This is a genomic window from Prochlorococcus marinus subsp. pastoris str. CCMP1986 (assembly GCF_000011465.1).
In the GTDB taxonomy this organism is placed as follows: Bacteria; Cyanobacteriota; Cyanobacteriia; order PCC-6307; family Cyanobiaceae; genus Prochlorococcus_A; species Prochlorococcus_A pastoris.
The window spans coordinates 849,170-871,670 of sequence record NC_005072.1 but is presented as its reverse complement, the minus strand read 5'-3'; the positions used below and the strand labels follow the sequence as shown (position 1 = coordinate 871,670).

Below are 22,501 nucleotides of genomic sequence, written 5' to 3'. Positions count from 1 at the left end.
TTAGCTAATTGTAACATTTACTTTTTATTGCCGCCTATTTGCGATAAATATTCATTGCTTACAGCAAAAGTTTGAAAAAATTTTTCAGACAATGATAGCCAATAAGATCTACCATCTTTTTGCTTACGTTTAATAATAAATTTTTTATTTGTTAATTCCTTTATATGGTCGTAGGCTCCTGACCCTCTTAAAACTATAAGATCTGATTGCAGTATTTTTTTCTTAATTGCAATTGTTGCAAGTGTCCTTAATTCTGATGTTCTTAATTCAGATGGTAATAAATCTTCCACAAATTCATTTAGAATTGATTTTAACTCTAGACAATAACAACTATTAATTTCATTTAATTCTATTGCAGATTTTGTGTTTGAGTATTTTTCCTTTAATTCCCTTAATGCCTTGTCAATAGAATTAATATCCGCATTAGTAATTTCTGAAAGATTTTTTTTTGATATTGGTCTACCTTTAAGATAAAGAACAGCCTCAACTCTTGTAACCAAACTTATATCGGTTAATTTTTTTGTAATTAGATCAACTTTATTAATTTTTTAATACCTAATTCTTTCCCAAGTTACCTTATTTTAATCAGATGCACCAAGGAATAATTTATATGTTTGATTATTAGTTTCGTCCCAGTATTTATATCCTAAGAATTCAACAAATTTATTCCAGTAATTAATTTCAGCACGATCTATTAATACTCCTATAACAATTTTTCCTACATCAGAACCATGATTTCTATAATGAAAGATGCTTATTGTCCAATTTGATTTCATATTTTTTAGAAAATTTATTAATGCTCCTGGCCTTTCTGGAAACTCAAATCTATATAGCAATTCAATATATTTTGATTTTTCAAGTACGGTGAATTTTTGAGGCAAACGACCACCTACCATATGTCTTAGATGATTTTTAGATAATTCATCATTACTTATATCTATAAAAGGATAATTTGATTTCCTAAATTCTTGTAATAGTTCATCTTTATCGATTACTCCATTAACCTCGATTCCTACAAATATTTGAGCATTAACTGAATTGGACATCCTATAGCTAAATTCTGTTAAATTTCTATTATTTAACAAACTACAGAAATTAATTAAGCTGCCCGCTTTTTCTGGTATTTCAACGGCAAACATTGCTTCTTTGTACTCTCCAAGTGCAGATCTTTCTGCTATAAATCGTAGTCTTTCGAAATTCATATTTGCACCACATGCGATGGCAATCATATTTTTGTTTGCGTATTTAGATTCGAATATATCCTTTTTCATTCCTGCAATAGATAGAGCTCCAGCTGGTTCTAGGATTGATCTGGTATCTTCAAAAACATCCTTAATAGCGGCACATATTTCATCAGTATTTACAGTTATCATTTTGTCGATATATTTTCTTCCGATTTCAAAGGTTTTTTCTCCAACTTTTTTTACTGCTACGCCATCAGCAAATTGACCAACTGATGCTAATTCTATTAATTTTGAGTTATTTAGGGATTTAGTCATCGCATCAGCATCTTCAGGCTCTACACCAATTATTTTTACTTGTGGCCAAATATTTTTTATGTATAAAGAAATACCAGCTATTAAACCTCCTCCTCCAACCGCAACATATATTGCTTCTGGTGGTTCTTTGACTTGTTTTTCTATTTCAATGGCAATTGTTCCTTGGCCAGCTATTACTTCAGGATCATCGAATGGATGAATAAAGCATAAATTATTTTCTTCACTAAGGCGTAATGCTTCCTTATAGGTTTCATCATAATTATCACCGAATAATATAACTTTTGCTTTTAAATTTCTAACAGCATTTACTTTTACTAAAGGAGTAGTTATTGGCATTAATATAGTTGCGCTACAATTTAATTTCAATGCACTTAGTGCTACTCCTTGTGCATGATTACCAGCACTTGATGTTATGACTCCATTAGCAAGTTGTGATTGTGGTAATTGTCTCATTTTATTAAAGGCACCTCTTATTTTAAAAGAAAATACATCTTGAAGATCTTCTCTTTTCAAATAAATATTATTTTTAAGTGCTTTACTTAAATTATTTGCTTTTTCTAAAGGTGTTTCTTTAGCTACTTCATAAACTTTAGCCTGAAGTATTTTTTTTAAATAATCTTCCATATTTATATTTTTAGCATTAAATATTAACCTAATAAAACATTACATAATCTATTTCAAAAAAATTACTCAATTTGCACCTTAACGTTTTAGATTAGGTAAGTAAATATTTTTAAATAATGCTTTTAAGTGAGTTAAGCCATCCAAATCAATTACATGGTTTAACGGTATCACAATTAGAGGAAATTGCCTGTCAGATTAGAGAGAGACATTTGGAGGTGGTTTCAACAAGTGGAGGACATCTAGGGCCTGGACTAGGCGTTGTTGAATTAACACTTGCTTTATATCAAACATTAGATCTTGATTTTGATAAAGTTGTATGGGATGTTGGTCATCAGGCTTATCCTCATAAATTAATTACTGGACGTTTCAATGAGTTTGACTCTTTACGTCAACAAAAAGGTATTGCTGGTTATCTAAAACGTAGTGAAAGTCATTTTGATCACTTTGGAGCAGGTCACGCAAGTACATCAATATCAGCTGCGCTAGGAATGGCAATTGCAAGAGATAGAAAAGGGGAAGATCATAAATGCGTTGCAGTTATAGGTGATGGAGCATTAACTGGGGGAATGGCTTTAGAAGCGATAAATCATGCGGGGCATTTGCCAAATACTCCCTTAGTTGTTGTTCTGAATGATAATGATATGTCAATATCTCCTCCTGTTGGAGCTCTTTCTACATATCTAAATAGAGTAAGACTAAGTCCACCATTACAATTTTTGTCAGATAGTGTTCAGGAAAGTGTTAAAAATATTCCTCTTATAGGTAAAGATATACCTGAAGAATTAAAAAATATAAAAGGAAGTGTTAGACGTTTAGCTGTACCAAAAGTTGGAGCAGTTTTTGAAGAACTTGGTTTTACGTATATGGGACCAATTGATGGACATGATATTTCTAATCTTATAAATACTTTCAATGCTGCTCATAGACTTAAAAAACCAGTAATGGTTCATGTTGTTACAACAAAAGGGAAAGGATATCCATATGCAGAAGCAGATCAAGTAGGGTACCATGCTCAATCATCATTCGATCTTACGACTGGTAAATCAATTCCATCAAGTAAGCCTAAACCAGTCAGTTATAGTAAAATATTTGGTCAAACGCTTTTAAAAATTTGCGAGCAAGACAGTAAGGTTATAGGAATTACAGCAGCGATGGCTACTGGAACTGGACTAGATTTATTACAAAAAAATATTCCAGAACAATATATAGATGTAGGAATAGCTGAACAACATGCAGTTACATTAGCAGCTGGAATGTCTTGCGATGGTCTTAAACCTGTAGTTGCTATTTACAGTACATTCTTGCAACGGGCTTTTGATCAGCTAATTCATGATGTAGGTATTCAGAATCTACCTGTATCCTTTGTTTTAGATAGAGCAGGAATAGTTGGTGCCGATGGTCCAACTCATCAGGGTCAATATGATATTAGCTATATGAGAGCTATTCCTAATTTTGTTTTAATGGCTCCAAAAGATGAAGCTGAACTTCAAAGAATGTTAATTACATCTATTAATTACAAGGGACCTACAGCACTTCGCATTCCAAGAGGTTCAGGTTTAGGTGTAGCAGTAATGGATGAGGGATGGGAGCCTTTGAAGATAGGCGAAGGAGAAATTTTAGAAGAAGGTGATGATGTTTTAATTATTGCTTATGGTTCAATGGTTCAATCCGCTACTGAAACTGCAAACTTACTAAAAAATAGAGGCATTAGTGCTTGTATTATTAATGCTAGATTTGTTAGACCTCTTGATCAAGATTTAATAATACCGTTAGTAAGAAAACTTAAAAAGGTAGTAACAATGGAAGAAGGTACATTAGTTGGAGGATTTGGCTCGGCTATTGTTGAAATGTTAAACGATAATGATATAAATATACCAGTTTTAAGAATTGGTATTCCTGATGTACTTGTAGATCATGCATCACCTGATCAGAGTAAAGAAAAATTAGGACTTACACCTGATCAGATGGCAGAAAAAATTATTAACAAATTTAATTTAGCAAAATTAAATTCTAAAATTACCGTTGAATAATTTTACAATACACCTCTAGAAGCTAATCCTAGTATTGCCCCTATTCCGAAGATATGTCCTAGGCAATTAGCTCCTACGACAGAAGCATGACTTAAACCACCAAAGAATTGTGAATTAGGAATTTCAAAACCTTCATTAGGTTTTCTTATTGTGGCTCTTGCAATTGCATAAGCAAAAACATTACATGCAATCATTACGATGGCACATTTTGGTGACCATTCAAATGTTGCGGGAGCAGCCGCTGCTGCAAATAATGTAGTAAGCATAAAAAATGTTATTTTCTATATTCTCCTTTATTTCGAGCAATAAATCACATAATTGTAAAAGGTCTTAAGAGTTATTTACTTCTAGACGATTTAACATCTTTATAAAGCCAAGTAAAATAACAAAATCGCTTAAAGTTAAGAAAAATTCTGCTGAACCATGAAGTAAGTCAACTTCAACAAGAGTTCTTTGATAGTAAGTAAGAGAATATATCGAAATTACTATGGTTATAAATACAAATAATACAGTTAAAGAAAAACCAACTTTGATTAATTTATTTAATGACTTTATCTTGTATAAATAATATAAGAAAATCGAATATGGAATTATAGATGCTGCAAATAAGGCTGTATTATCAAATCTTGATAAGTAATTTAGAAATCTTAAAAAAAAATCATTCATAGGATTCTGTTCTTTTATAAATTGCAATAGTAGCGATAGCTAATGTTGAGTTCCCTATAAAGGTGAAAATCCCTTGAAGGGTAACTAAGCCATATAATTCAGGTTGATTATCAAAAATATGCCAAGTAATTGCACACATAGCTCCAATTAAATTAGGTATCATCGCGAGACTTAACCAGTAATAAAGCTCTAGTTTTTTATAGCTACTTATTTTGTTTATTATAAAAATTGCATAAATCCATTCTATTACTGAGCTGATATGAATTAACCAAGTACCAAATGAAAGTTCGTGCAAAATATTTATATATTTTTCTTTAATATATTAAGTACTTCTTTTGCATGATTGATTGGTAAAACACTTATCCATCTGTATGTTATTTTTCCCTCTGGTGAAATCAAAAAAGTATTCCTATCGGAATAAGGAGGAATCCAGGAACCATATTTTGCACTAATAGTACCATTGGGGTCGGATAATAATGTGTAATTTATTGATTTTTCACTGCAAAAACTGTCGTGTGAATCTTGATTGTCAGCACTTATTCCTATTATTTCAGCATTATATTTAGAAAAGTCGTTTTTTAATTGAGAAAATCCTTTAGCTTCTAGAGTACAACCAGCGGTAAAATCCTTAGGATAAAAATATAAAACTATCCATTTACCTATTAATTCATTCGAATCCCATATTTTTTTTGATTTAATACTTTTGTTTATTCCCTCTAAATGGAAACTAGGAGCTGAATCTCCTATCTCAGGAGCATAATCAAAAGCAATTGCAGATTTAAGATTAAAAATTAACGATATTAATATTACAAAAAGGCCAAACAAACTCTTCATCAAAATCAGAACTTATTGAGATCCACTCCATTTGTTTTGGCAACCTTATCTAAACCAACCTTTTGTATTGATTTTAATGCCTTAGTACTAATTTTTATGTTTACCCACTTTTTACCTTCTTGCCACCAAAGTCTCCTTTTTTGAAGATTTACTTGTTGTAATTTCTTAGTACGTATATGCGAATGACTAACAGCCATTCCATTATTAGCTTTTGCACCTGTCAGTTCACAAACCCTAGACATATTATTTGGAGAATATATTTATTAATTTTAACACAATACTTATTTTGATGTTTTAAGTAAATCTGAAATTAAATCAGCATTATTATTTTGCAAATTTATAATTTGTTCTTGATCTAATCCTCCTACACTTAATTTCGCCATGTCATAAACATGATTAGCAATTTTTGATGCTAATGGATTTTCAACTGGGTCTTTTTTATCAAGAATAATTTTATTACCAGTTATTTTATTTAATCCTGCAATGAGTGGATGTTCTTTATTAATTAATAAGACGTGATATTCAGGTAATCCTGGCATTTTTTGTTCCATATATGCCCCCATATCGTTAATTCTTCTCATTTGTTCAGGTAACAATATCATTGCTGGAGGAGCCTCTTTACTATTAAGAGATTGAACTTTTACTGTAACTTTATCGTTATTTAATGCTTTAGAAATAATATCCTTTAAATTATCTGTGTTTGATTTGCCATCTTTATCAACTATTTCTTTTGAATCTTTATCTTCAAGCTCATTTATTTCAGAATCAACTCTTTGAAATTGATAATTTTCATTTTTATTTTCTATCCATGGAAGAAATTGTGCATCTATTAAAGGATCAGATTTGATTACTTCTTTGTTGTCGGATAAACAAATTTTTAAAGCACTAGATTGCCCAATTACATCAGAACAATAAATAATTTTTTTGGAATCGACTATGTTATTTCTCTCCTTATAATTTGATAATGTTGTGTAAAACTTTTCTTTAGATTTAATAAGAGATTTATCATCGAGATATTTTTTTACGTCTTTATCAGAATTTATAATTGTCTCAAAAATAATACTATTTTCTACAAGATCAGCAAACTTTTCGTCCTCGATGGCTCCAATCTTAATAAAGGCAGAAATTGAATCCCAAATTTCCGTATAAAATTCAGGCGAATTTTTTATTAAGTCTTTTAACTTATTAGCAATCTTTTTTGAAATGAATGATGAAATAGATCTGACTTTTCTATCAGTTTGCAATGCACTTCTACTTACATTTAATGGTATATCTGTAGAGTCAATTACACCTCTCAAGGGTAATAGATATTTAGGTACAATTTCCTTTATTGAGTCACTTACAAATACTTGGTTGCAAAATAGTTTAATTTCGCCTTTTTCCCAATCGGCTCTTCCAGATAATTTAGGGAAATACAAAATACCTTGTATGTCGTATGGATAATCTGTGTTTAAATGAATCCATAAAAGAGGATCTCCTTGAAAAGGATATAAATATTTATATAGTTCAATATAATCCTCATCCTTTAGTTCACTAGGTTGTTTTCTCCATGGAGGATTTTTCTTATTAATTGTTTCACCCTCTAATAGAACATCTATAGGCATAAAGTCACAATATTTTTTAATAAGCGATTTAATTCTCTCTGGTTCTATAAATTCTTTTTCTTCATCCATTAAATGAAGGATTACATCTGTTCCGACTGAATCTCTTTCAGATTCTTCTAATGTGAAGTTAGGTGAGCCATCACATGACCAATTAAAAGTTTTACTATTACCTATGGCTGATTTAGTTAAAATATTGACTTTATCTGCGACCATAAAACTAGAATAAAAACCCAATCCAAAATGTCCTATAAATTCGTCATTATCTTTTTTATATTTCGTTAGAAACTCTTCAGCACTAGAAAAAGCAACTTGGTTTATATATTTTTTTATTTCTTCATCATTCATTCCAATACCATTATCAGAAATTTTTAAGATATTTTTTTCCCTATCAATAGTAATTTTTACTTGAGGTTCATCACAATTTTCACAATCTCCAGCCATTGAGGCCATTCTTCTTTTACTAATTGCATCTACAGCATTACTAACGAGTTCTCTTAAAAAAATTTCGTGATCAGAATATACAGCTTTTTTTATTATTGGAAAAATATTTTCGGTATTTATTCTAATTTCACCTTTTTCCATTTTAATTTCTTTTTTTTTTTGAACTATTAGATTTTATTTCCTATTTTAAGGTTAATCAAGTTTAATTAGGAGTATTGTCCGTACTAAAAATTTATATTGTCGTTGCTTATTCAAATTTCATTTTTTTTTATAAATCTCAAAGCGAAAAATTATTTAATCCATTGAATTTCAGTACAATTATGTTCTTTCATAAGAATGTTGGCTTTAGAATTATCATTACATGGATTCAAATATAGTATTGTAATTATCCCTTTTTTTTGTAATGCTTTTTGCTCATTTATACCTTTATCTAATAAATAAGAATTTTTAAATAACAGCAACACTTTCTTTTTAGTTTGAGATTTTTCAACTATCAATTCTCTTAAATTATCTATAGAAATTGTGAATCCAATTCCATTAATTATTTTTTCATTAGGATTAAAATATCTTACTAATTCGTCATATCTACCACCTTTTGCAATTATGGTTTTAACATTTTTATTATCGCAAATAAGTTGAAAAACTATACCTGCATATAAATTAAGATGAGGTTGATAAGTAGGATCAAGTTGTATTTTTATATTATATTTTTTTGAAATTTTTGATAAAGTATTAAATAAACAGTCAAGTTCCTCAATCACATTATTATTACCATAAATATTTTTAAGCTTTTTAAGTATGATTGCAGGTTCCCCTCTGGTAAATAATAATTCCTTCAATATTGCTTTATCATTGTTGTCAATATTTAATTTATCCAGTGATTCATGATCTAAATTTACCATGCATTTTTTAATCTCCTCATAATTATTATTTTTATAATTGAATAATATTAAATCCATTATTTTTGTTGTACTAACAAGAAGTGTTAGATTACAACTATCAATTAAATTGATATTATCAATTGCATCAAATAATATATTAATCACCTCAATCTCAGGGTATTGAGTGTCATAACTAATTAGTTCTATCCCGCTTTGTAAATTTTCTTGAAATTTATAAGTATTTTTATAACTTTGTTTTTTATTAAATACAATACCACTATTAAAAAGTCTTATTGGTCTCTTCTTATTTAATAATCTTGTGGATGTTAATTTAACAATTGATGTTGTCATTTCTGGTCTTAAACATAATGAACTATTACTTACTATTCCAATAAGTTCATCCCCATCAATTACTTCTCTACCTTTGATTGTCTCAAGATTATTAATAAATGAAGGTGAAATTTCTTCATAACCCCACAACTTATATACATTATTTAAATCATTAACAATTGAGGAATTATTCCTTACATCTATTAAATTAAATTCTTTAATATCACTCATTTTAAAACGATAATTTCATTCTTAAGTGTAAAGTTGTTTATTAAGAGGAGTGACTTTGCTTAATTCCATTTTTAGCTCTTCTTCAAGTCTTGGACTGCAAGCCAATATTCTTCCAGAGCTAAGATTAAATTCACCGTTAGGGTAATCAGATACGGAACCACCGGCTTCTTTAACAATAATAGCACCAGCAGCTAAATCCCATATTTCTAGACCTCTTTCCCAATATCCATCTACTTTCCCTGAGGCAACAAATGCTAAATCAACAGCCGCTGCACCTCCTCTCCTTACTCCTCTAGTTTTATGTGTTAAGTAACAAAATTCTGCATAATTATTATCTTCAGTATCAAACCTATCATATGCAAAACCTGTTACGAGAAGACTATCGATAAGAGAATTAGCATTTGATACCATCAGTTTTTTATCGTTGCAATATGAACCTTTCCCTATGCATGCAGAATAAAGTTCGTTTAAATATGGTACTGATATAGCACCTAAGATAGGATTATTTTTATATAAGAGACCTATTGAAGTTCCAAAGAATGGATAACCGTGAGAATAGTTAGTTGTTCCATCTAATGGATCAATACACCAAGTTAATTGAGAAGTCTTTATTAATTTTCCTGATTCTTCCGCATGAATAGAAATTTCGGGAGTTTTAATTGTTAAGTACTCCTTAATTTTCTCTTCTACTTCTAAATCTACGTTGGTAACTAAATCACCTTTTCTCCCCTTTGAAGTGATTGTTTGAATTTTATTATAATTTTTAATTAGAATTTCATTACCTATAAGAGCACTCTCTTTAGCTATATTAGTAAGAAAAATTAAATCATTTTCTGAATTGATTTCTTCAAATTCTTGAATTTCAAGCATAATAATTAATCTTCCTCAAATTCCCAGGGAGGAGCTTTTCTCGTTTTTCCTTTACCAAAATATTGGCCAAATTGTAAATCATAAACCTCATCATAATAGGTAGTCTCGACTTCAATATCTTCTATTACTTTCGCAACACAAAGAAGAGCATAACCCTTATCTTTTAAATCTTGAGATACTCCCATTGCTTCTGGTTGATCAAGCTTACCCGAAATGATTTTTACCGCACAACTTGTACAACATCCATTCCTACAGGAAAATGGAAGTCTTAAACCTTTTTTTTCAAACTCTTTTAGTATATATTCTTGATCACTAATATTTTCCTGATAAATTTTACCAGTTTCTTTATTCGTAATAGTGACTTTAAAAGTCTTTTTCAAGTAACTTTCCTCAATAATGGGATATTAAAAGGCTAAAATATAAATCTTAAGGAGAGGTGGCCGAGTGGTTGAAGGCGCAGCACTGGAAATGCTGTATAGGGGCAACTTTATCGAGGGTTCGAATCCCTCTCTCTCCGTTTCATTTTAATTGATAGAGATATAAAATAACAATTAGAATTTTAACTAATCAATACTTTATAAATTATATGTATTTTTTAAAAGTAGAAAAAAAATAAGTAAATGAATTTATTTATTTAAATAAAGTTGAAATTAATAGATTTTTATTATTATATGTAGATAACAGAGAATTTAAATTGATTAAATTATTAGTTAAGGATAACTTTTAATTAATCAAGTAATACTATGGGGCAAATAGTTGGGATTGATTTAGGTACTACTAACTCCGTTGTAGGAGTTATAGAAGCTGGCCGCCCCGTTGTAATTGCAAATTCAGAGGGTACAAGAACAACCCCTTCAATAGTTGGATTCACTAAAAACTCCGAAATTGTTATTGGTGATCAGGCTCGAAGGCAACTTGTTTTAAATCCTAAAAATACATTTTATAACTTAAAAAGATTCATTGGACGAGATTGGGATGAACTTGATGAAACAAGTATTTCTGTTCCGTATAATGTAAAATCTAATGATAAAGGTAGTGTTAGAATACTAAGTCCATTTACAGAGCGTGAGTATGCCCCTGAAGAGTTAATAAGTTCGATAATAAGAAAATTAATTAATGATGCAGAAACTTATTTAGGAGACACGATTGATTCTGCCGTAATTACTGTACCTGCCTATTTTAATGAGTCTCAGAGGCAAGCTACAAAGGATTCTGCCGTGTTAGCGGGGATAAAGGTTGATAGAATTTTAAATGAACCAACAGCAGCAGCATTAGCCTATGGTTTTGAAAAAAGCTCTTCTAATAACGTACTAGTTTTTGATTTAGGTGGAGGGACTTTTGATGTTTCATTGTTAAGGATATCTAATGGTGTTTTTGATGTAAAAGCGACCTGTGGAGATACTCAACTCGGAGGTAATAATTTTGATTCCAAAATAGTAGATTGGATTGCTGAACGATTTCTTGAGAAACATAAGATTGATTTAAGACGAGATAGGCAAGCTCTTCAAAGACTTACAGAAGCTGCTGAGAAGGCTAAATGTGAATTGTCAGGACTACAAAAAACTAAAATTTCTTTACCTTTTATTACTACAAGTGATGATGGACCATTACATATTGAAGAGGAATTCGATAGGAAATTATTTGAATCGTTATCTGATGATCTTCTCGATAGATTGCTTGAACCTGTTCAAATTGCTTTAGAAGATTCTGGTTGGGATGCTGAACAAATTGATGAAGTCGTCCTTGTTGGTGGAAGTACTCGTATACCAATGGTACAACAATTAGTTAAAACTCTTGTTCCTAATGAGCCATGTCAATCTGTAAACCCTGATGAAGTTGTTGCAATTGGTGCTGCAATACAATCTGGAATAATTAGTGGAGATTTACGTGATTTACTTTTAAATGATGTAACTCCTTTGTCCCTAGGATTAGAGACTATTGGAGGACTTATGAAGGTTCTTATTCCACGTAATACCCCTATACCAGTAAGGCAATCAGATGTTTTTAGTACTTCGGAATCTAATCAATCATCAGTAGTTGTGCAAGTTAGACAAGGCGAGAGGCCACTGGCTTCAGAAAACAAATCGTTAGGAAAATTCAGATTGTCAGGTATACCTCCCGCACCTAGAGGGATTCCCCAAGTACAAGTAGCTTTCGATATTGACGCAAATGGATTGTTAGAAGTCAGTGCAACTGATAGAACTACAGGTAGAAAACAAACAGTAAGTATTTCCGGAGGTTCGAATTTAAATGAACAAGAAATTAATATGATGATCGCTGAGGCAAAGTCAAAATCAACAGAAGACAGGATAAAAAGATCAGTAATTGATAGAAAAAATAATGCACTTACACTAATTGCTCAAGCAGAGAGAAGATTAAGAGACGCTTCCTTAGAATTTGGACCATATGGAGCAGAGCGACAACAGAGGGCGGTAGAGCTTGCAATTCAAGATGTTGAAGAATTTATAGATGATGATGATCCTCAAGAATTAGAAATTTCTGTAAGTTCTTTGCAAGAAGCCCTTTTTGGTTTAAATAGAAGATTTGCTGCGGAGAAGAAAGTTGATAGTAATCCATTACAAGGAATTAAAAATACCTTTGGCTCTTTAAAAGATGAATTATTTTCAGATGATTATTGGGATGATGATCCTTGGGACAATCAAATGAATAGTAATTCTAGAAATTCAAGGTATGGTAACTCTAGGGATGACGATCCATGGGACAATGACTACTTCCTCTAAAAAAGACTATTTGTCGATTTTAGGTTTATCTTCTAAATTCGACGATATTGAACTAAAAAAAGCTTTTCGAAGGGAAGCGAGAAAATGGCATCCTGATTTAAATAAAAATGATATAAATGCTGAGGATAGATTTAAATTAATTAATGAAGCTTACGAATTCTTACGTGATCCTGTCAGACGAGTTAAATCTATAGATTCTAATTCTTCTAATGAAGAAATTTATAATAAATACAGCACAGGTTTTCCTGAATTTAAAGATTATCTTAATTCTCTATTTGGATTTGAATACGAATCTGAATTAGATAATGAAAGCTATGATCAAACCTCTGATTTTTATGAAGATGAAAAGCCTAATGCAATTTTTAATGAAGAAGAGTTTAATAGTTACGACTATCCAGCAAGATCTCCAGAAGAACCACCACCTGTAAAGCTTCATCAAGATATCGAAACTATTATCGAATTAACCCCGGATGAAGCTCTGAGTGGTGCATCCATATTAATAGAATTAGAAGATCAAACTGTTGTAGAAGTTGATACTCCCCCATTCGCTGGAGATGGTTGGAGATTGAGATTAGAAAATATTGCAAAAGGTGGAAAAGATCATTATTTACAATTAAAAGTCCAAACTGAAAATGGACTTCGTATAGATGGTCTACGTGTTCTTTATAAATTAGAGTTATTTCCCCCCGACGCCCTTCTTGGATGTGCAGTAGAAGTTCCTACTCTTGATGGAAATGTAACTCTTCAAGTACCTCCAAAGTCTTCAACTGGAAGATTGTTAAGACTTAAGGGCAGAGGATTGAGTTTTGGAGATAATATTGGAGATCAGTTTGTAGAAATTCTGGTTGTTATTCCTGCTGATATAAATGATGAGGAAATAGCTTTATATACCAGACTTCAAGAATTATCACTATCAGATGAATAGTTAAATAATATATAATAATTTTAAAAAAGTTTTTATGAATATTTATGTTTTACTTTATAACTTCGGTACAGAGAAAGAAGGAATACATTCAATAGAGTTAAAAGGTAGGACTATAGTTCTAATGTTTGAAGAAAAAGATGATGCTGAACGTTACTGTGGACTTTTAGAGGCTCAGGATTTCCCATTGCCTACAGTAGAAATGATTTCGATAGATGAAATTAGAGATTTTTGTACAAAACTAGATTATGAATGTAAATTGGTTGAGAAAAATTTTGTGCCAAAAACAGCAGAGGATAGATTACTAATTTCTCCTCCTCAAAAAAATTTAGAAGTGGAGACTTGGAACGAAGAAGAATGTAGAGAAGAAAATATAGATAAAAATATAGATTTAAATTCCATTAAGGAGAATCTTGAAAAGCTTCTCTAACGTTTAAAATAAAAGTTATAGATAATTAAACTCACAATGACAAAAGCTTTATTTGAAACTGATGCTGGTAATATAAATATTGAATTATTTTCTAATGACGCGCCTAATACAGTTAATAATTTCACAAAACTAATTAGTGAAGGTTTTTATGACGGATTAGCCTTTCATCGTGTTATCCCAGGTTTCATGGCTCAAGGTGGTTGCCCTAACACACGTGCAGGATCTTCAGGCATGCCTGGAACAGGTGGACCAGGATATAAAATTAATTGTGAAATCAATTCTAATAAACATCTAAAAGGTTCGCTATCAATGGCTCATGCAGGAAAAAATACAGGTGGGAGTCAATTTTTTATAGTTTATGAGGCACAACCTCATTTGGATGGAGTACATACTGTTTTTGGAAAAACAGACGATATGGATATTGTTTTAAAACTAACAAACGGCTCAAAAATTATTAAAGCCAGTTTAGTTTAAGATAATTTTTTATCAAATATAATACTGAACGTTTCTTTATCGAGATTAAATTTCCTAGTGGATGAGTGTAATTCTTCATTCTTTATTGAAAACTTGGTATTTTTTAATTTAATACTGTTTTTTGGATGTAAAGCCTGTTGAATATTTTTTGATACGATAATTCCTACTTTTGAACTTTTATTATATTCTGATAAAAATTTAATAAAAATTTCAATCTTATTAATTTCATTATCGTTAATAGTGAAATCTTCTCTGTTTTTGTCATGCAATATTTTCCATACTAATTTAGGTCTATTCCAAAATGCTAATAGTCTAGGAGAGCTTTCTAACATAATATTTATTTTATTTTTTTCGCAGAATTCAATTATTTTATTTTTGATAGGAACTAAATCTATTGATTTATAGTCACCATCTAGGAAAATAGCAATATAAGGATCTATATCTATTGAATTTAATTTTTCTTCTTCCAACATATGTCCAAGTTTTTGTCTCTTAACATTTAGATATTCAGAATTATGCTCTCCAGGACATATCACTAATGGGACTCTCTCTGTAACTTCTATTCCATATCCACCTAATCCAGCAATTTTCCTAGGATTATTTGTAAGTAGTTTTAACTTTTTGATCCCAAGGTCAGTTAATATTTGTGCTCCAACTCCATAATTTCTTAGGTCTGCAGGAAAACCCAATTTTTCATTTGCTTCTACAGTATCCAAACCACCATCTTGTAAACTGTATGCTTTTAATTTATTAATCAAACCAATACCTCTTCCTTCTTGTCTTAAATAAACAACCACACCCTCTTCTTCTTTTTCAATCCTTGCTAACGCGGCCTCTAACTGGGGTCTACAATCACAACGTAGTGATCCAAAAGCATCACCGGTTAAACATTCTGAATGCATCCTTACTAATACTGGTTCACTCAATTTATTTGACTTTTGCTTTACTAGTGCAATATGTTCAGAACCGTCAAGTTCATTTATGTATCCATATGCCTTAAAATTACCGAAAATACTAGGGAGGATTGCGTCAGATTTTCTATAAACAAATCTTTCGTTTTGAAATCTATAACTGATTAGGTCTGCAATGGATATTAGCTTCATGCCCCATTCTTTTGCATATTGCTTAAGTTGTGGAAGTCTTGACATTGAACCATCTGGATTTTGAATTTCACAAATCACACCAGCAGGATAAAGACCAGACATAGCAGCAATGTCTACAGCTGCTTCGGTATGTCCAGCTCTTTTTAATACTCCTCCTTTTTTTGCTCTTAGTGGAAATATATGTCCTGGTCTTCTTAAATCTTCTGGCTTAGTTGAAGGATTTATTGCAACTTGGATAGTTTTAGCTCTATCCTCTGCTGATATTCCAGTAGTTACATTATTCTCAGGACCTGCATCTATTGAAATAGTAAATGCAGTTTGATTTTCATCTGTATTCCTATCAACCATTAAAGGAAGATCTAAGGCATCTAACTTCTCTCCTTGCATTGCTAAACATATTAAACCTCTACCCTCTGTTGCCATAAAATTAATTTGTTGAGGAGTTGCAAACTGAGCGGCACAAATTAAATCGCCTTCATTTTCTCTTCTCTCATCATCAACAACAATTATGCATTCTCCATTTCTTATGGCAGCTAATGCATCGCTTATGGGATCAAATTCTATATTAAAATTTTCGTTATTATCCACAATTGTTCCATTATTTGATTTGGGACTTGTTTCTTTCATTATTACTATTCAATATAGAAAAAAGTGTTTAAATTATTATTTTTGTCAACACTTATAATCCTATCTTAAAGTCTGCCAATCAAGAGAAATGAATGTTGCAATAGTTGGTGCCACTGGTTACGGGGGGATACAAGCAGTAAATCTATTAAAGAGTAATAAAAATTATAAAATTTCTTATTTAGGAGGTAATAAATCTTCCGGAACAAAATGGAGCGATAATTTTCCATTCATAAATTTAGAGTCTGACAATTTAATTGAAAAAATATCAATAGATAGAATCGCCGATAAAGCTAATGTGGCTTTACTTTGCTTGCCTAATGGAATTTCATCTACATTAACAAGAGGTTTATTAGAGAAAGGAGTAAAAGTAATTGATTTATCAGCCGATTATAGGTATAAGTCTCTTGATCAATGGAAAAATATATACTCTAATGAAGCGAAAAAATATAAGAGAGATGACGATGATCTATGTAAGGAAGCAGTTTATGGTCTTCCTGAAATTAATTTCAATGACATATCTAAAGCAAGATTAATCGCCTCCCCTGGATGTTACCCAACATCTGCTCTTATTCCTCTTAATCCATTCTTATCCCAAGGGATTATTGATAATGAAGGTATAGTAATAGATTCAAAAAGTGGTACATCAGGTGGAGGCAGAGAACCAAATCAAAAATCATTATTCTCTGAATGTGGAGATGGTCTATCTGCCTATGGACTAATAAATCATAGACATACTTCAGAAATAGAACAAATTGCAAGTTTTATTTCTGGTAATGATATTGAACTACTATTCACTCCTCATTTAATACCAATGACAAGAGGTATGCATTCGACAATATATGGAAGATTACGGGATCCAGGCTTAACTTCTTCTGATTGTAGGATTATATTAGAAAATTATTATAGAAACTACTCGCATATTCGAGTATTACCAGTTGATATTTATCCTTCCACCAAGTGGGTTAAGAATACAAATGAAATCCATCTCTCTGTCAAAGTTGATACTAGAAATGGAAGAGTAATTATTTTATCAGTAATAGATAATTTAATAAAAGGACAAACAGGGCAAGCTATACAAAATCTTAATCTAATATCTGGATTGCCAATAAATAATGGGTTAGAAATGATTAATCATTACCCATAAATTTATTCCGGATAATATATCCAGCCTGAGAAATTGAGAGTGGTAATACTTTATGTTCCAATATATGTAATTTCTGAGTTATTGTCTCTAAATTATCCTTATCCGAAATGGCTAATGCTGCTTGCATAATTAAGGGACCACTATCAACCTCTGGTTCTACAAAATGTACTGAACAACCTGTGATCTTGGCATCATTTGTTATAGCTTCTTTAATTGCATTACTTCCTTTAAAAGAAGGAAGTAATGAAGGATGAATATTTATTATTTTATTCTTAAATTCATTAACAAATTTTGATGACATAATTTTCATCCAACCCGCCATAACAACAAGTTCTATATCCTGTTTTTTTATTGTATTAATAATTTCATTCTCAAAATAATCCTTATTTTCATAATCAGAACTTTTAATTACTTTATAAGAGATATTAGAGTTTTTAGCTCTTGATATACAGCCAGCCTCTGATTTGTTTGTAATTAAAATCTTAATATCGATATCAAATTTATTTGAATTGGAGAGATCAATTAATTCTTGAAAATTTGATCCTTCACCTGAAGCTAAAATTGCTATTTTTAATTTTGGTGAAAATTCTCTAAGTTGTGAAATTTCAGGTGAAATTAAATAATTGAATGATTTATCCAAAAGCTGATATTTTTATTGAATAATAAATGAGATATAAATAAAAAAAACCCCTAATAGTATTTATTAAAATTCACAAACATTATGATCTAAAAATAATATAACTAAATAAATTGAAATGATTAGTATTTACGAAGAATAAACTAGATATAATAAACAAAATAAGAAAATAGTCAAAATATAAAATGAATAATGACTTTAATTCATGGGATAAATATTGCAACTACCTTTGGTTTGATAAACAAGTAAATATATGGTTAGATATCAGTAAAATAAATTTTACTCTCGACCAAATATCATCTTTAGAAAATAAATTTAAAAAGGTTTTTTCAGCCCTTAAAGAATTAGAAGCTGGCGCGATTTCAAATATTGATGAGAAAAGACAAGTTGGACATTATTGGTTAAGAAATCCATCTGTTGCTCCAAGTAATCTTATAAAGGATGCAATCAATAATGAGATTAGAGATATTTCAGAATTTGGAGAAAAGATATTAGAGGGTAAAATCACAAATAATAAAAATCAAAAATTTACTAACGTTTTATGGATAGGTATTGGAGGAAGCGGTTTAGGTCCATTATTAATAACTGAAGCCTTGCAAGAGAATTCTTGTGGATTGAATTTTTCATACATTGATAATATTGATCCATTTTTAATAAGTGAGAAATTAGATGAATTATCTGATAAATTGGCTACTACATTATTTGTTGTTGTAAGTAAGTCAGGTGGAACACCTGAACCAAAAATAGCAATGAATATAATTAAAAAGCATGTAGAAAATAAAAATTTAGACTGGAACTCAAACGCAATAGCAATAACAATGAAAGATAGTCAATTATATAAAAAAGCACAACTTGAGAATTGGCTGAAAATATTTAATCTTCCTGATTGGGTTGGCGGCAGAACCAGTATTACTAGCTCAGTTGGCCTACTTCCTTTAGCTCTTATTAATAGAGATGTTTCTGAATTTATTAAAGGTGCAGCAATAATGGATGACTTAACACGGATACCTAATATTAAAGACAATCCTGCTGCTTTACTATCATCAGCATGGTTTTTTTCTGGTGATGGAATAGGTAAGAGAGATATGGTTGTATTACCTTATAGAGACAGGTTGCAAGTATTTAGTAAATATCTTCAACAATTAGTTATGGAATCTCTAGGTAAAAAGTTTAATAGGAAGGGTGAAATCGTACATCAAGGAATATCTGTTTTTGGTAATAAAGGCTCTACTGATCAACATGCATATGTTCAGCAGTTAAGAGATGGTATTGATAATTTCTTTTGTGTTTTTATAGAGTTACTTGATACACCTAATAGTAATTTCTATTTTGACTCTGAAAATCCTAAAGAATTTTTATCAGGATTTTTACAAGGTACAAGATCTGCACTATCAAACGAAAATAGGCAAAGCATAACAATCACCTTGGATAAGTTGAGTTGTTTAACACTAGGTGCCTTAATTGCTCTATTTGAGCGAGCTGTTTCTTTTTACGCAGAATTAGTTGATATAAATGCTTATGATCAACCTGGTGTAGAAGCTGGTAAAAAAGCAGCCGCGGAAATAATTGATTATCAAAAACAAGTAACAGAAATATTTAATAATGGCGAAGAATTGTCAATCAAAGAAATTACTTCTCTTCTAAGGAATTCATCAGCTGAGCCAATATTTTTTATAATTCGTCAGATGTGTTTTGGTAATGATGACTATCTTATAAATGGAGACTGGTCTAAGCCAAGTACAATAAGAATTAAAAAAATTAGTTAATACTAAACGACAATATTTATAATTCTGCCTTTTACAATTATTATTTTTCTGATTGTTTTATTATCAATCCATTTTTTTACATTAGGTCTAATTAATGTTTTTTCCTTAATTTCATCATCAGAAATATTAATTTCTACATTAATTTTATCTCTTACTTTTCCATTTATTTGAATTACTAATTCAAAGCTATTTTCCTTTAGAGCATCTTCATCGAATACTGGCCATTTTTCTAGGTGTACAGATTTTGAATTACCAATTAAATGCCAGATTTCATCGGAAATATGAGGAGCAAATGGTGCTAATAATATACAAAATTTCATAAGAGATTCTCTTCTTAAGTCTTTATTTACATAATTTAAGTTCGAGGATATTGAATTATAAAACTTCATTAATTCTGATATTGCTGTATTAAATTGATTGTTTTTTATATCATTAGAAATTTCTTTTATAGCAATATTTATAGACTTTAATAATGAACTTTCATTTTCTTTTTTAAGTTTATCTGCTTCATGGGTAATATCATTATTACTGTAATCTAAGAAAAGTTTCCATATTCTACATAGAAATCTATATTGACCTTCTACATCAGAATCTCCCCATTCGAGGTCTTTTTCAGGAGGGGCTTTAAATAAAATAAACATTCTTGCTGTATCTGCTCCATATTTTTTTATTACAGATTCAGGATCTATACCGTTATATTTTGACTTTGACATTTTTTCAAAAAGAACTTCAAGTTTTGAATTGTCTTTTGGATCTTTTGGATTAGTTATATCTTTAATATCAGTTGGAGAGATATATTTTCCAGTTATTGAATTTTTATAAGCTGCAGATTGAACCATACCTTGTGTCAAGAGCCTTTTAAATGGTTCATCAATATCAAAAAGATTATTGTCCCTTAAGGCTTTGGTAAGAAATCTTGCATAAAGCAAATGTAAAATTGCATGCTCTACACCTCCAACATATTGATCAACAGGTAACCATTTATTAATTTTTTCTTTTTCGAAAGGCTTTGTTAAAGATTTTGATGAAGGATATCTTAAAAAATACCATGATGAACACATGAAGGTGTCCATAGTATCCGTTTCTCTACTCGCCAAATTACCGCATTTTGGACATGTAGTATTAATCCAACTTTGATTACTACCTAGAGAATTAATTTTATTAGAGGATATTTTAATCTCATTTGGTAATCTAACTGGAATATCCTTTTTATTTACTGGAACAGAACCACAATTAGTACACTTAATAATTGGAATTGGACATCCCCAATATCTTTGCCTAGAAATTAACCAATCTCTCAAACGAAATTGAATTTTATTTTCAGCCCATCCATTTCGTTCACCATGTTCTGAAATATGTTTTTTGGCATCACTATTATTTAAGCCATCAAAATTATTTGAGTTGATTAAAAAACCATTATCCGTAAAAGCATTAGTTAATTGGCTGGTAATTTTATCTTTTTCCTTAATAATTACTTGTTTAATATCAATAGAATTGATTTTGGCAAATTCAAAATCCCTTTCATCATGTGCTGGGACTCCCATAACAGCTCCAGTTCCATATTCATCAAGAACATAACTTGCTATCAAGATAGGAATTTCCTTTGAATTTATTGGATTTATAGCTATTAAATTTGTTGGAATACCAATTTTTTTTTGATCTTTATCTTTACTTTCTTGTAAATAGATTTTTAAATTTTCTAGTTTACTTAAAATTTTATTATCAGATATTTTTTTAATTAATGGATGATTAACTGATATTGCTAAATAAGTTACCCCAAATAAAGTATCAGGTCTTGTTGTGAATACTTGTATTTTTTCCTTTTTAAATTCTTTTATTTTAAAATTTATATTTGTACCTATTGATTTACCAATCCAATTTTCCTGCATTATCTTAACTCTTTCAGGCCACTCATTTAATTTTTCTAAATCTTGCAATAACTCTTCTGCATAATCAGTAATTTTTAAAAACCATTGAGTTAAAAGTTTCTTTTCAACTATCGCTCCAGATCTCCATGATTTGCCTTCTGAATCAACCTGCTCATTGGCTAAAACAGTATTATCAATCGGATCCCAATTTACTTCAGACTCCTTTTGATAAACAAGACCAGCTTTATGTAATTCCAAAAATAAAAATTGAGTCCATACATAATAATTTTCATCACAAGTGGCAAATTCTCTATCCCAATCAACAGAAAGACCTAATAATTTTAATTGTGATTTCATATGAGCGATATTTTGTTTAGTCCACTTATCAGGATTTATTCCTCTTTCTATCGCCGCGTTCTCAGCAGGTAAACCAAATGCGTCCCAACCCATCGGATGTAACACTACTTTGCCCTGAAATCTTTGAAATCGTGCAATTAAGTCTGTTATTACATAATTTCGCACATGACCCATATGAAGGTTTCCTGAAGGGTAGGGAAACATGGATAAGGCATAAAATTTTTCTTTATTACTTGCTTGCTCATCTGTATTATATAAGTTGTCGTCTTCCCAGATTTTCTGCCATTTACCCTCTATATCAGATGGTTTATATAAATTAGTTGCTCTGTTATCTGTATTTTCAGAAGTAATCACTTATTTTAGATTTAGTAAAATTTTATTTTAATATTGATTCTATAAAAAGAAATAGATTGTTAAAAGCT

At 30.4% G+C, this 22,501-nt stretch carries 21 protein-coding genes and 1 tRNA gene; 8 read left to right on the top strand and 14 right to left on the bottom strand.

Annotated features, from left to right (window positions below; translation table 11 throughout):
* Positions 1 to 17: 17 nt before the first annotated feature.
* Complete coding sequence (gene scpB / locus TX50_RS04855; RefSeq protein WP_011132542.1) at positions 18 to 500, bottom strand: SMC-Scp complex subunit ScpB; 483 nt, start codon at positions 498 to 500, stop codon at positions 18 to 20.
* Positions 501 to 581: 81 nt separating this feature from the next.
* On the bottom strand, positions 582 to 2,123 hold the full coding sequence (gene ilvA, locus TX50_RS04850; RefSeq protein WP_011132541.1) for a threonine ammonia-lyase, biosynthetic: 1,542 nt from the start codon (positions 2,121 to 2,123) through the stop codon (positions 582 to 584).
* A 116-nt stretch (positions 2,124 to 2,239) separates the two neighbouring features.
* On the opposite strand from ilvA, the gene dxs reads away from it, so the two are divergent.
* Positions 2,240 to 4,153, top strand: coding sequence for a 1-deoxy-D-xylulose-5-phosphate synthase (dxs, locus tag TX50_RS04845; protein WP_011132540.1), 1,914 nt, complete (start codon positions 2,240 to 2,242; stop codon positions 4,151 to 4,153).
* Between the two features lie 2 nt (positions 4,154 to 4,155).
* On the opposite strand, the gene psaK is transcribed toward dxs, so the two are convergent.
* The 9 genes from psaK to TX50_RS04800 form a co-directional block, all read right to left on the bottom strand.
* A complete protein-coding gene (gene psaK / locus TX50_RS04840; protein ID WP_011132539.1) occupies positions 4,156 to 4,419 on the bottom strand; it encodes a photosystem I reaction center subunit PsaK in 264 nt (87 codons plus the stop codon).
* Positions 4,420 to 4,483: 64 nt separating this feature from the next.
* On the bottom strand, positions 4,484 to 4,819 hold the full coding sequence (locus TX50_RS04835) for a DUF3593 domain-containing protein (RefSeq protein ID WP_011132538.1): 336 nt from the start codon (positions 4,817 to 4,819) through the stop codon (positions 4,484 to 4,486).
* Positions 4,812 to 5,114: a DUF2499 domain-containing protein gene (locus tag TX50_RS04830; RefSeq protein WP_011132537.1), complete on the bottom strand. Its 303-nt coding sequence runs from the start codon at positions 5,112 to 5,114 to the stop codon at positions 4,812 to 4,814. The genes TX50_RS04835 and TX50_RS04830 overlap by 8 nt, the downstream gene beginning before the upstream one ends.
* A gap of 5 nt (positions 5,115 to 5,119) precedes the next feature.
* On the bottom strand, positions 5,120 to 5,653 hold the full coding sequence (locus TX50_RS04825; RefSeq protein WP_011132536.1) for a peroxiredoxin: 534 nt from the start codon (positions 5,651 to 5,653) through the stop codon (positions 5,120 to 5,122).
* A 5-nt stretch (positions 5,654 to 5,658) separates the two neighbouring features.
* Positions 5,659 to 5,895 (bottom strand): 50S ribosomal protein L28, encoded by a 237-nt coding sequence (gene rpmB, locus TX50_RS04820; protein ID WP_011132535.1) that lies wholly within the window; start codon positions 5,893 to 5,895, stop codon positions 5,659 to 5,661.
* 39 nt (positions 5,896 to 5,934) lie between these two features.
* On the bottom strand, positions 5,935 to 7,839 hold the full coding sequence (gene htpG, locus TX50_RS04815; protein ID WP_011132534.1) for a molecular chaperone HtpG: 1,905 nt from the start codon (positions 7,837 to 7,839) through the stop codon (positions 5,935 to 5,937).
* A gap of 149 nt (positions 7,840 to 7,988) precedes the next feature.
* Positions 7,989 to 9,140, bottom strand: a complete 1,152-nt coding sequence (locus TX50_RS04810; RefSeq protein WP_011132533.1) for an ATP phosphoribosyltransferase regulatory subunit — start codon at positions 9,138 to 9,140, stop codon at positions 7,989 to 7,991.
* 21 nt (positions 9,141 to 9,161) lie between these two features.
* Positions 9,162 to 10,010 carry an inositol monophosphatase family protein gene (locus TX50_RS04805; RefSeq protein WP_011132532.1) on the bottom strand — a complete coding sequence of 283 codons (849 nt, stop codon included), beginning with the start codon at positions 10,008 to 10,010 and terminating at the stop codon, positions 9,162 to 9,164.
* A 5-nt stretch (positions 10,011 to 10,015) separates the two neighbouring features.
* Complete coding sequence (locus TX50_RS04800) at positions 10,016 to 10,390, bottom strand: 2Fe-2S iron-sulfur cluster-binding protein (protein ID WP_011132531.1); 375 nt, start codon at positions 10,388 to 10,390, stop codon at positions 10,016 to 10,018.
* A 50-nt stretch (positions 10,391 to 10,440) separates the two neighbouring features.
* Here TX50_RS04800 and TX50_RS04795 point away from each other — a divergent pair.
* The 5 genes from TX50_RS04795 (at position 10,441) to TX50_RS04775 (ending at position 14,577) form a co-directional block, all read left to right on the top strand.
* Positions 10,441 to 10,527, top strand: a tRNA-Ser gene (locus TX50_RS04795).
* 226 nt (positions 10,528 to 10,753) lie between these two features.
* Complete coding sequence (dnaK, locus tag TX50_RS04790) at positions 10,754 to 12,751, top strand: molecular chaperone DnaK (RefSeq protein WP_011132530.1); 1,998 nt, start codon at positions 10,754 to 10,756, stop codon at positions 12,749 to 12,751.
* A complete protein-coding gene (locus tag TX50_RS04785) occupies positions 12,702 to 13,676 on the top strand; it encodes a DnaJ C-terminal domain-containing protein (RefSeq protein ID WP_036930448.1) in 975 nt (324 codons plus the stop codon). Before dnaK ends, TX50_RS04785 begins: the two co-directional genes overlap by 50 nt.
* A gap of 34 nt (positions 13,677 to 13,710) precedes the next feature.
* The gene (locus TX50_RS04780) at positions 13,711 to 14,103 is read left to right on the top strand and encodes a DUF3110 domain-containing protein (protein WP_011132528.1); all 393 of its coding nucleotides are present in this window, start codon (positions 13,711 to 13,713) and stop codon (positions 14,101 to 14,103) included.
* A gap of 36 nt (positions 14,104 to 14,139) precedes the next feature.
* Positions 14,140 to 14,577: a peptidylprolyl isomerase gene (locus TX50_RS04775; RefSeq protein ID WP_011132527.1), complete on the top strand. Its 438-nt coding sequence runs from the start codon at positions 14,140 to 14,142 to the stop codon at positions 14,575 to 14,577.
* Here TX50_RS04775 and ribBA read toward each other — a convergent pair.
* Positions 14,574 to 16,307, bottom strand: coding sequence for a bifunctional 3,4-dihydroxy-2-butanone-4-phosphate synthase/GTP cyclohydrolase II (gene ribBA / locus TX50_RS04770; RefSeq protein ID WP_011132526.1), 1,734 nt, complete (start codon positions 16,305 to 16,307; stop codon positions 14,574 to 14,576). The two genes, TX50_RS04775 and ribBA, sit on opposite strands and share 4 nt — an antisense overlap.
* An 88-nt stretch (positions 16,308 to 16,395) precedes the next feature.
* On the opposite strand from ribBA, the gene argC reads away from it, so the two are divergent.
* Positions 16,396 to 17,451 carry an N-acetyl-gamma-glutamyl-phosphate reductase gene (gene argC / locus TX50_RS04765; protein WP_011132525.1) on the top strand — a complete coding sequence of 352 codons (1,056 nt, stop codon included), beginning with the start codon at positions 16,396 to 16,398 and terminating at the stop codon, positions 17,449 to 17,451.
* Here the strand turns inward: argC and purN are convergent.
* Complete coding sequence (gene purN, locus TX50_RS04760; protein WP_011132524.1) at positions 17,435 to 18,091, bottom strand: phosphoribosylglycinamide formyltransferase; 657 nt, start codon at positions 18,089 to 18,091, stop codon at positions 17,435 to 17,437. The genes argC and purN overlap by 17 nt on opposite strands.
* A 182-nt stretch (positions 18,092 to 18,273) precedes the next feature.
* Here purN and TX50_RS04755 point away from each other — a divergent pair, with 182 nt between their 5' ends.
* The gene (locus tag TX50_RS04755; RefSeq protein WP_011132523.1) at positions 18,274 to 19,854 is read left to right on the top strand and encodes a glucose-6-phosphate isomerase; all 1,581 of its coding nucleotides are present in this window, start codon (positions 18,274 to 18,276) and stop codon (positions 19,852 to 19,854) included.
* A gap of 2 nt (positions 19,855 to 19,856) precedes the next feature.
* Here TX50_RS04755 and leuS read toward each other — a convergent pair whose 3' ends face one another.
* Positions 19,857 to 22,433, bottom strand: a complete 2,577-nt coding sequence (gene leuS / locus TX50_RS04750) for a leucine--tRNA ligase (protein ID WP_011132522.1) — start codon at positions 22,431 to 22,433, stop codon at positions 19,857 to 19,859.
* Between the last annotated feature and the right edge of the window lie 68 nt (positions 22,434 to 22,501).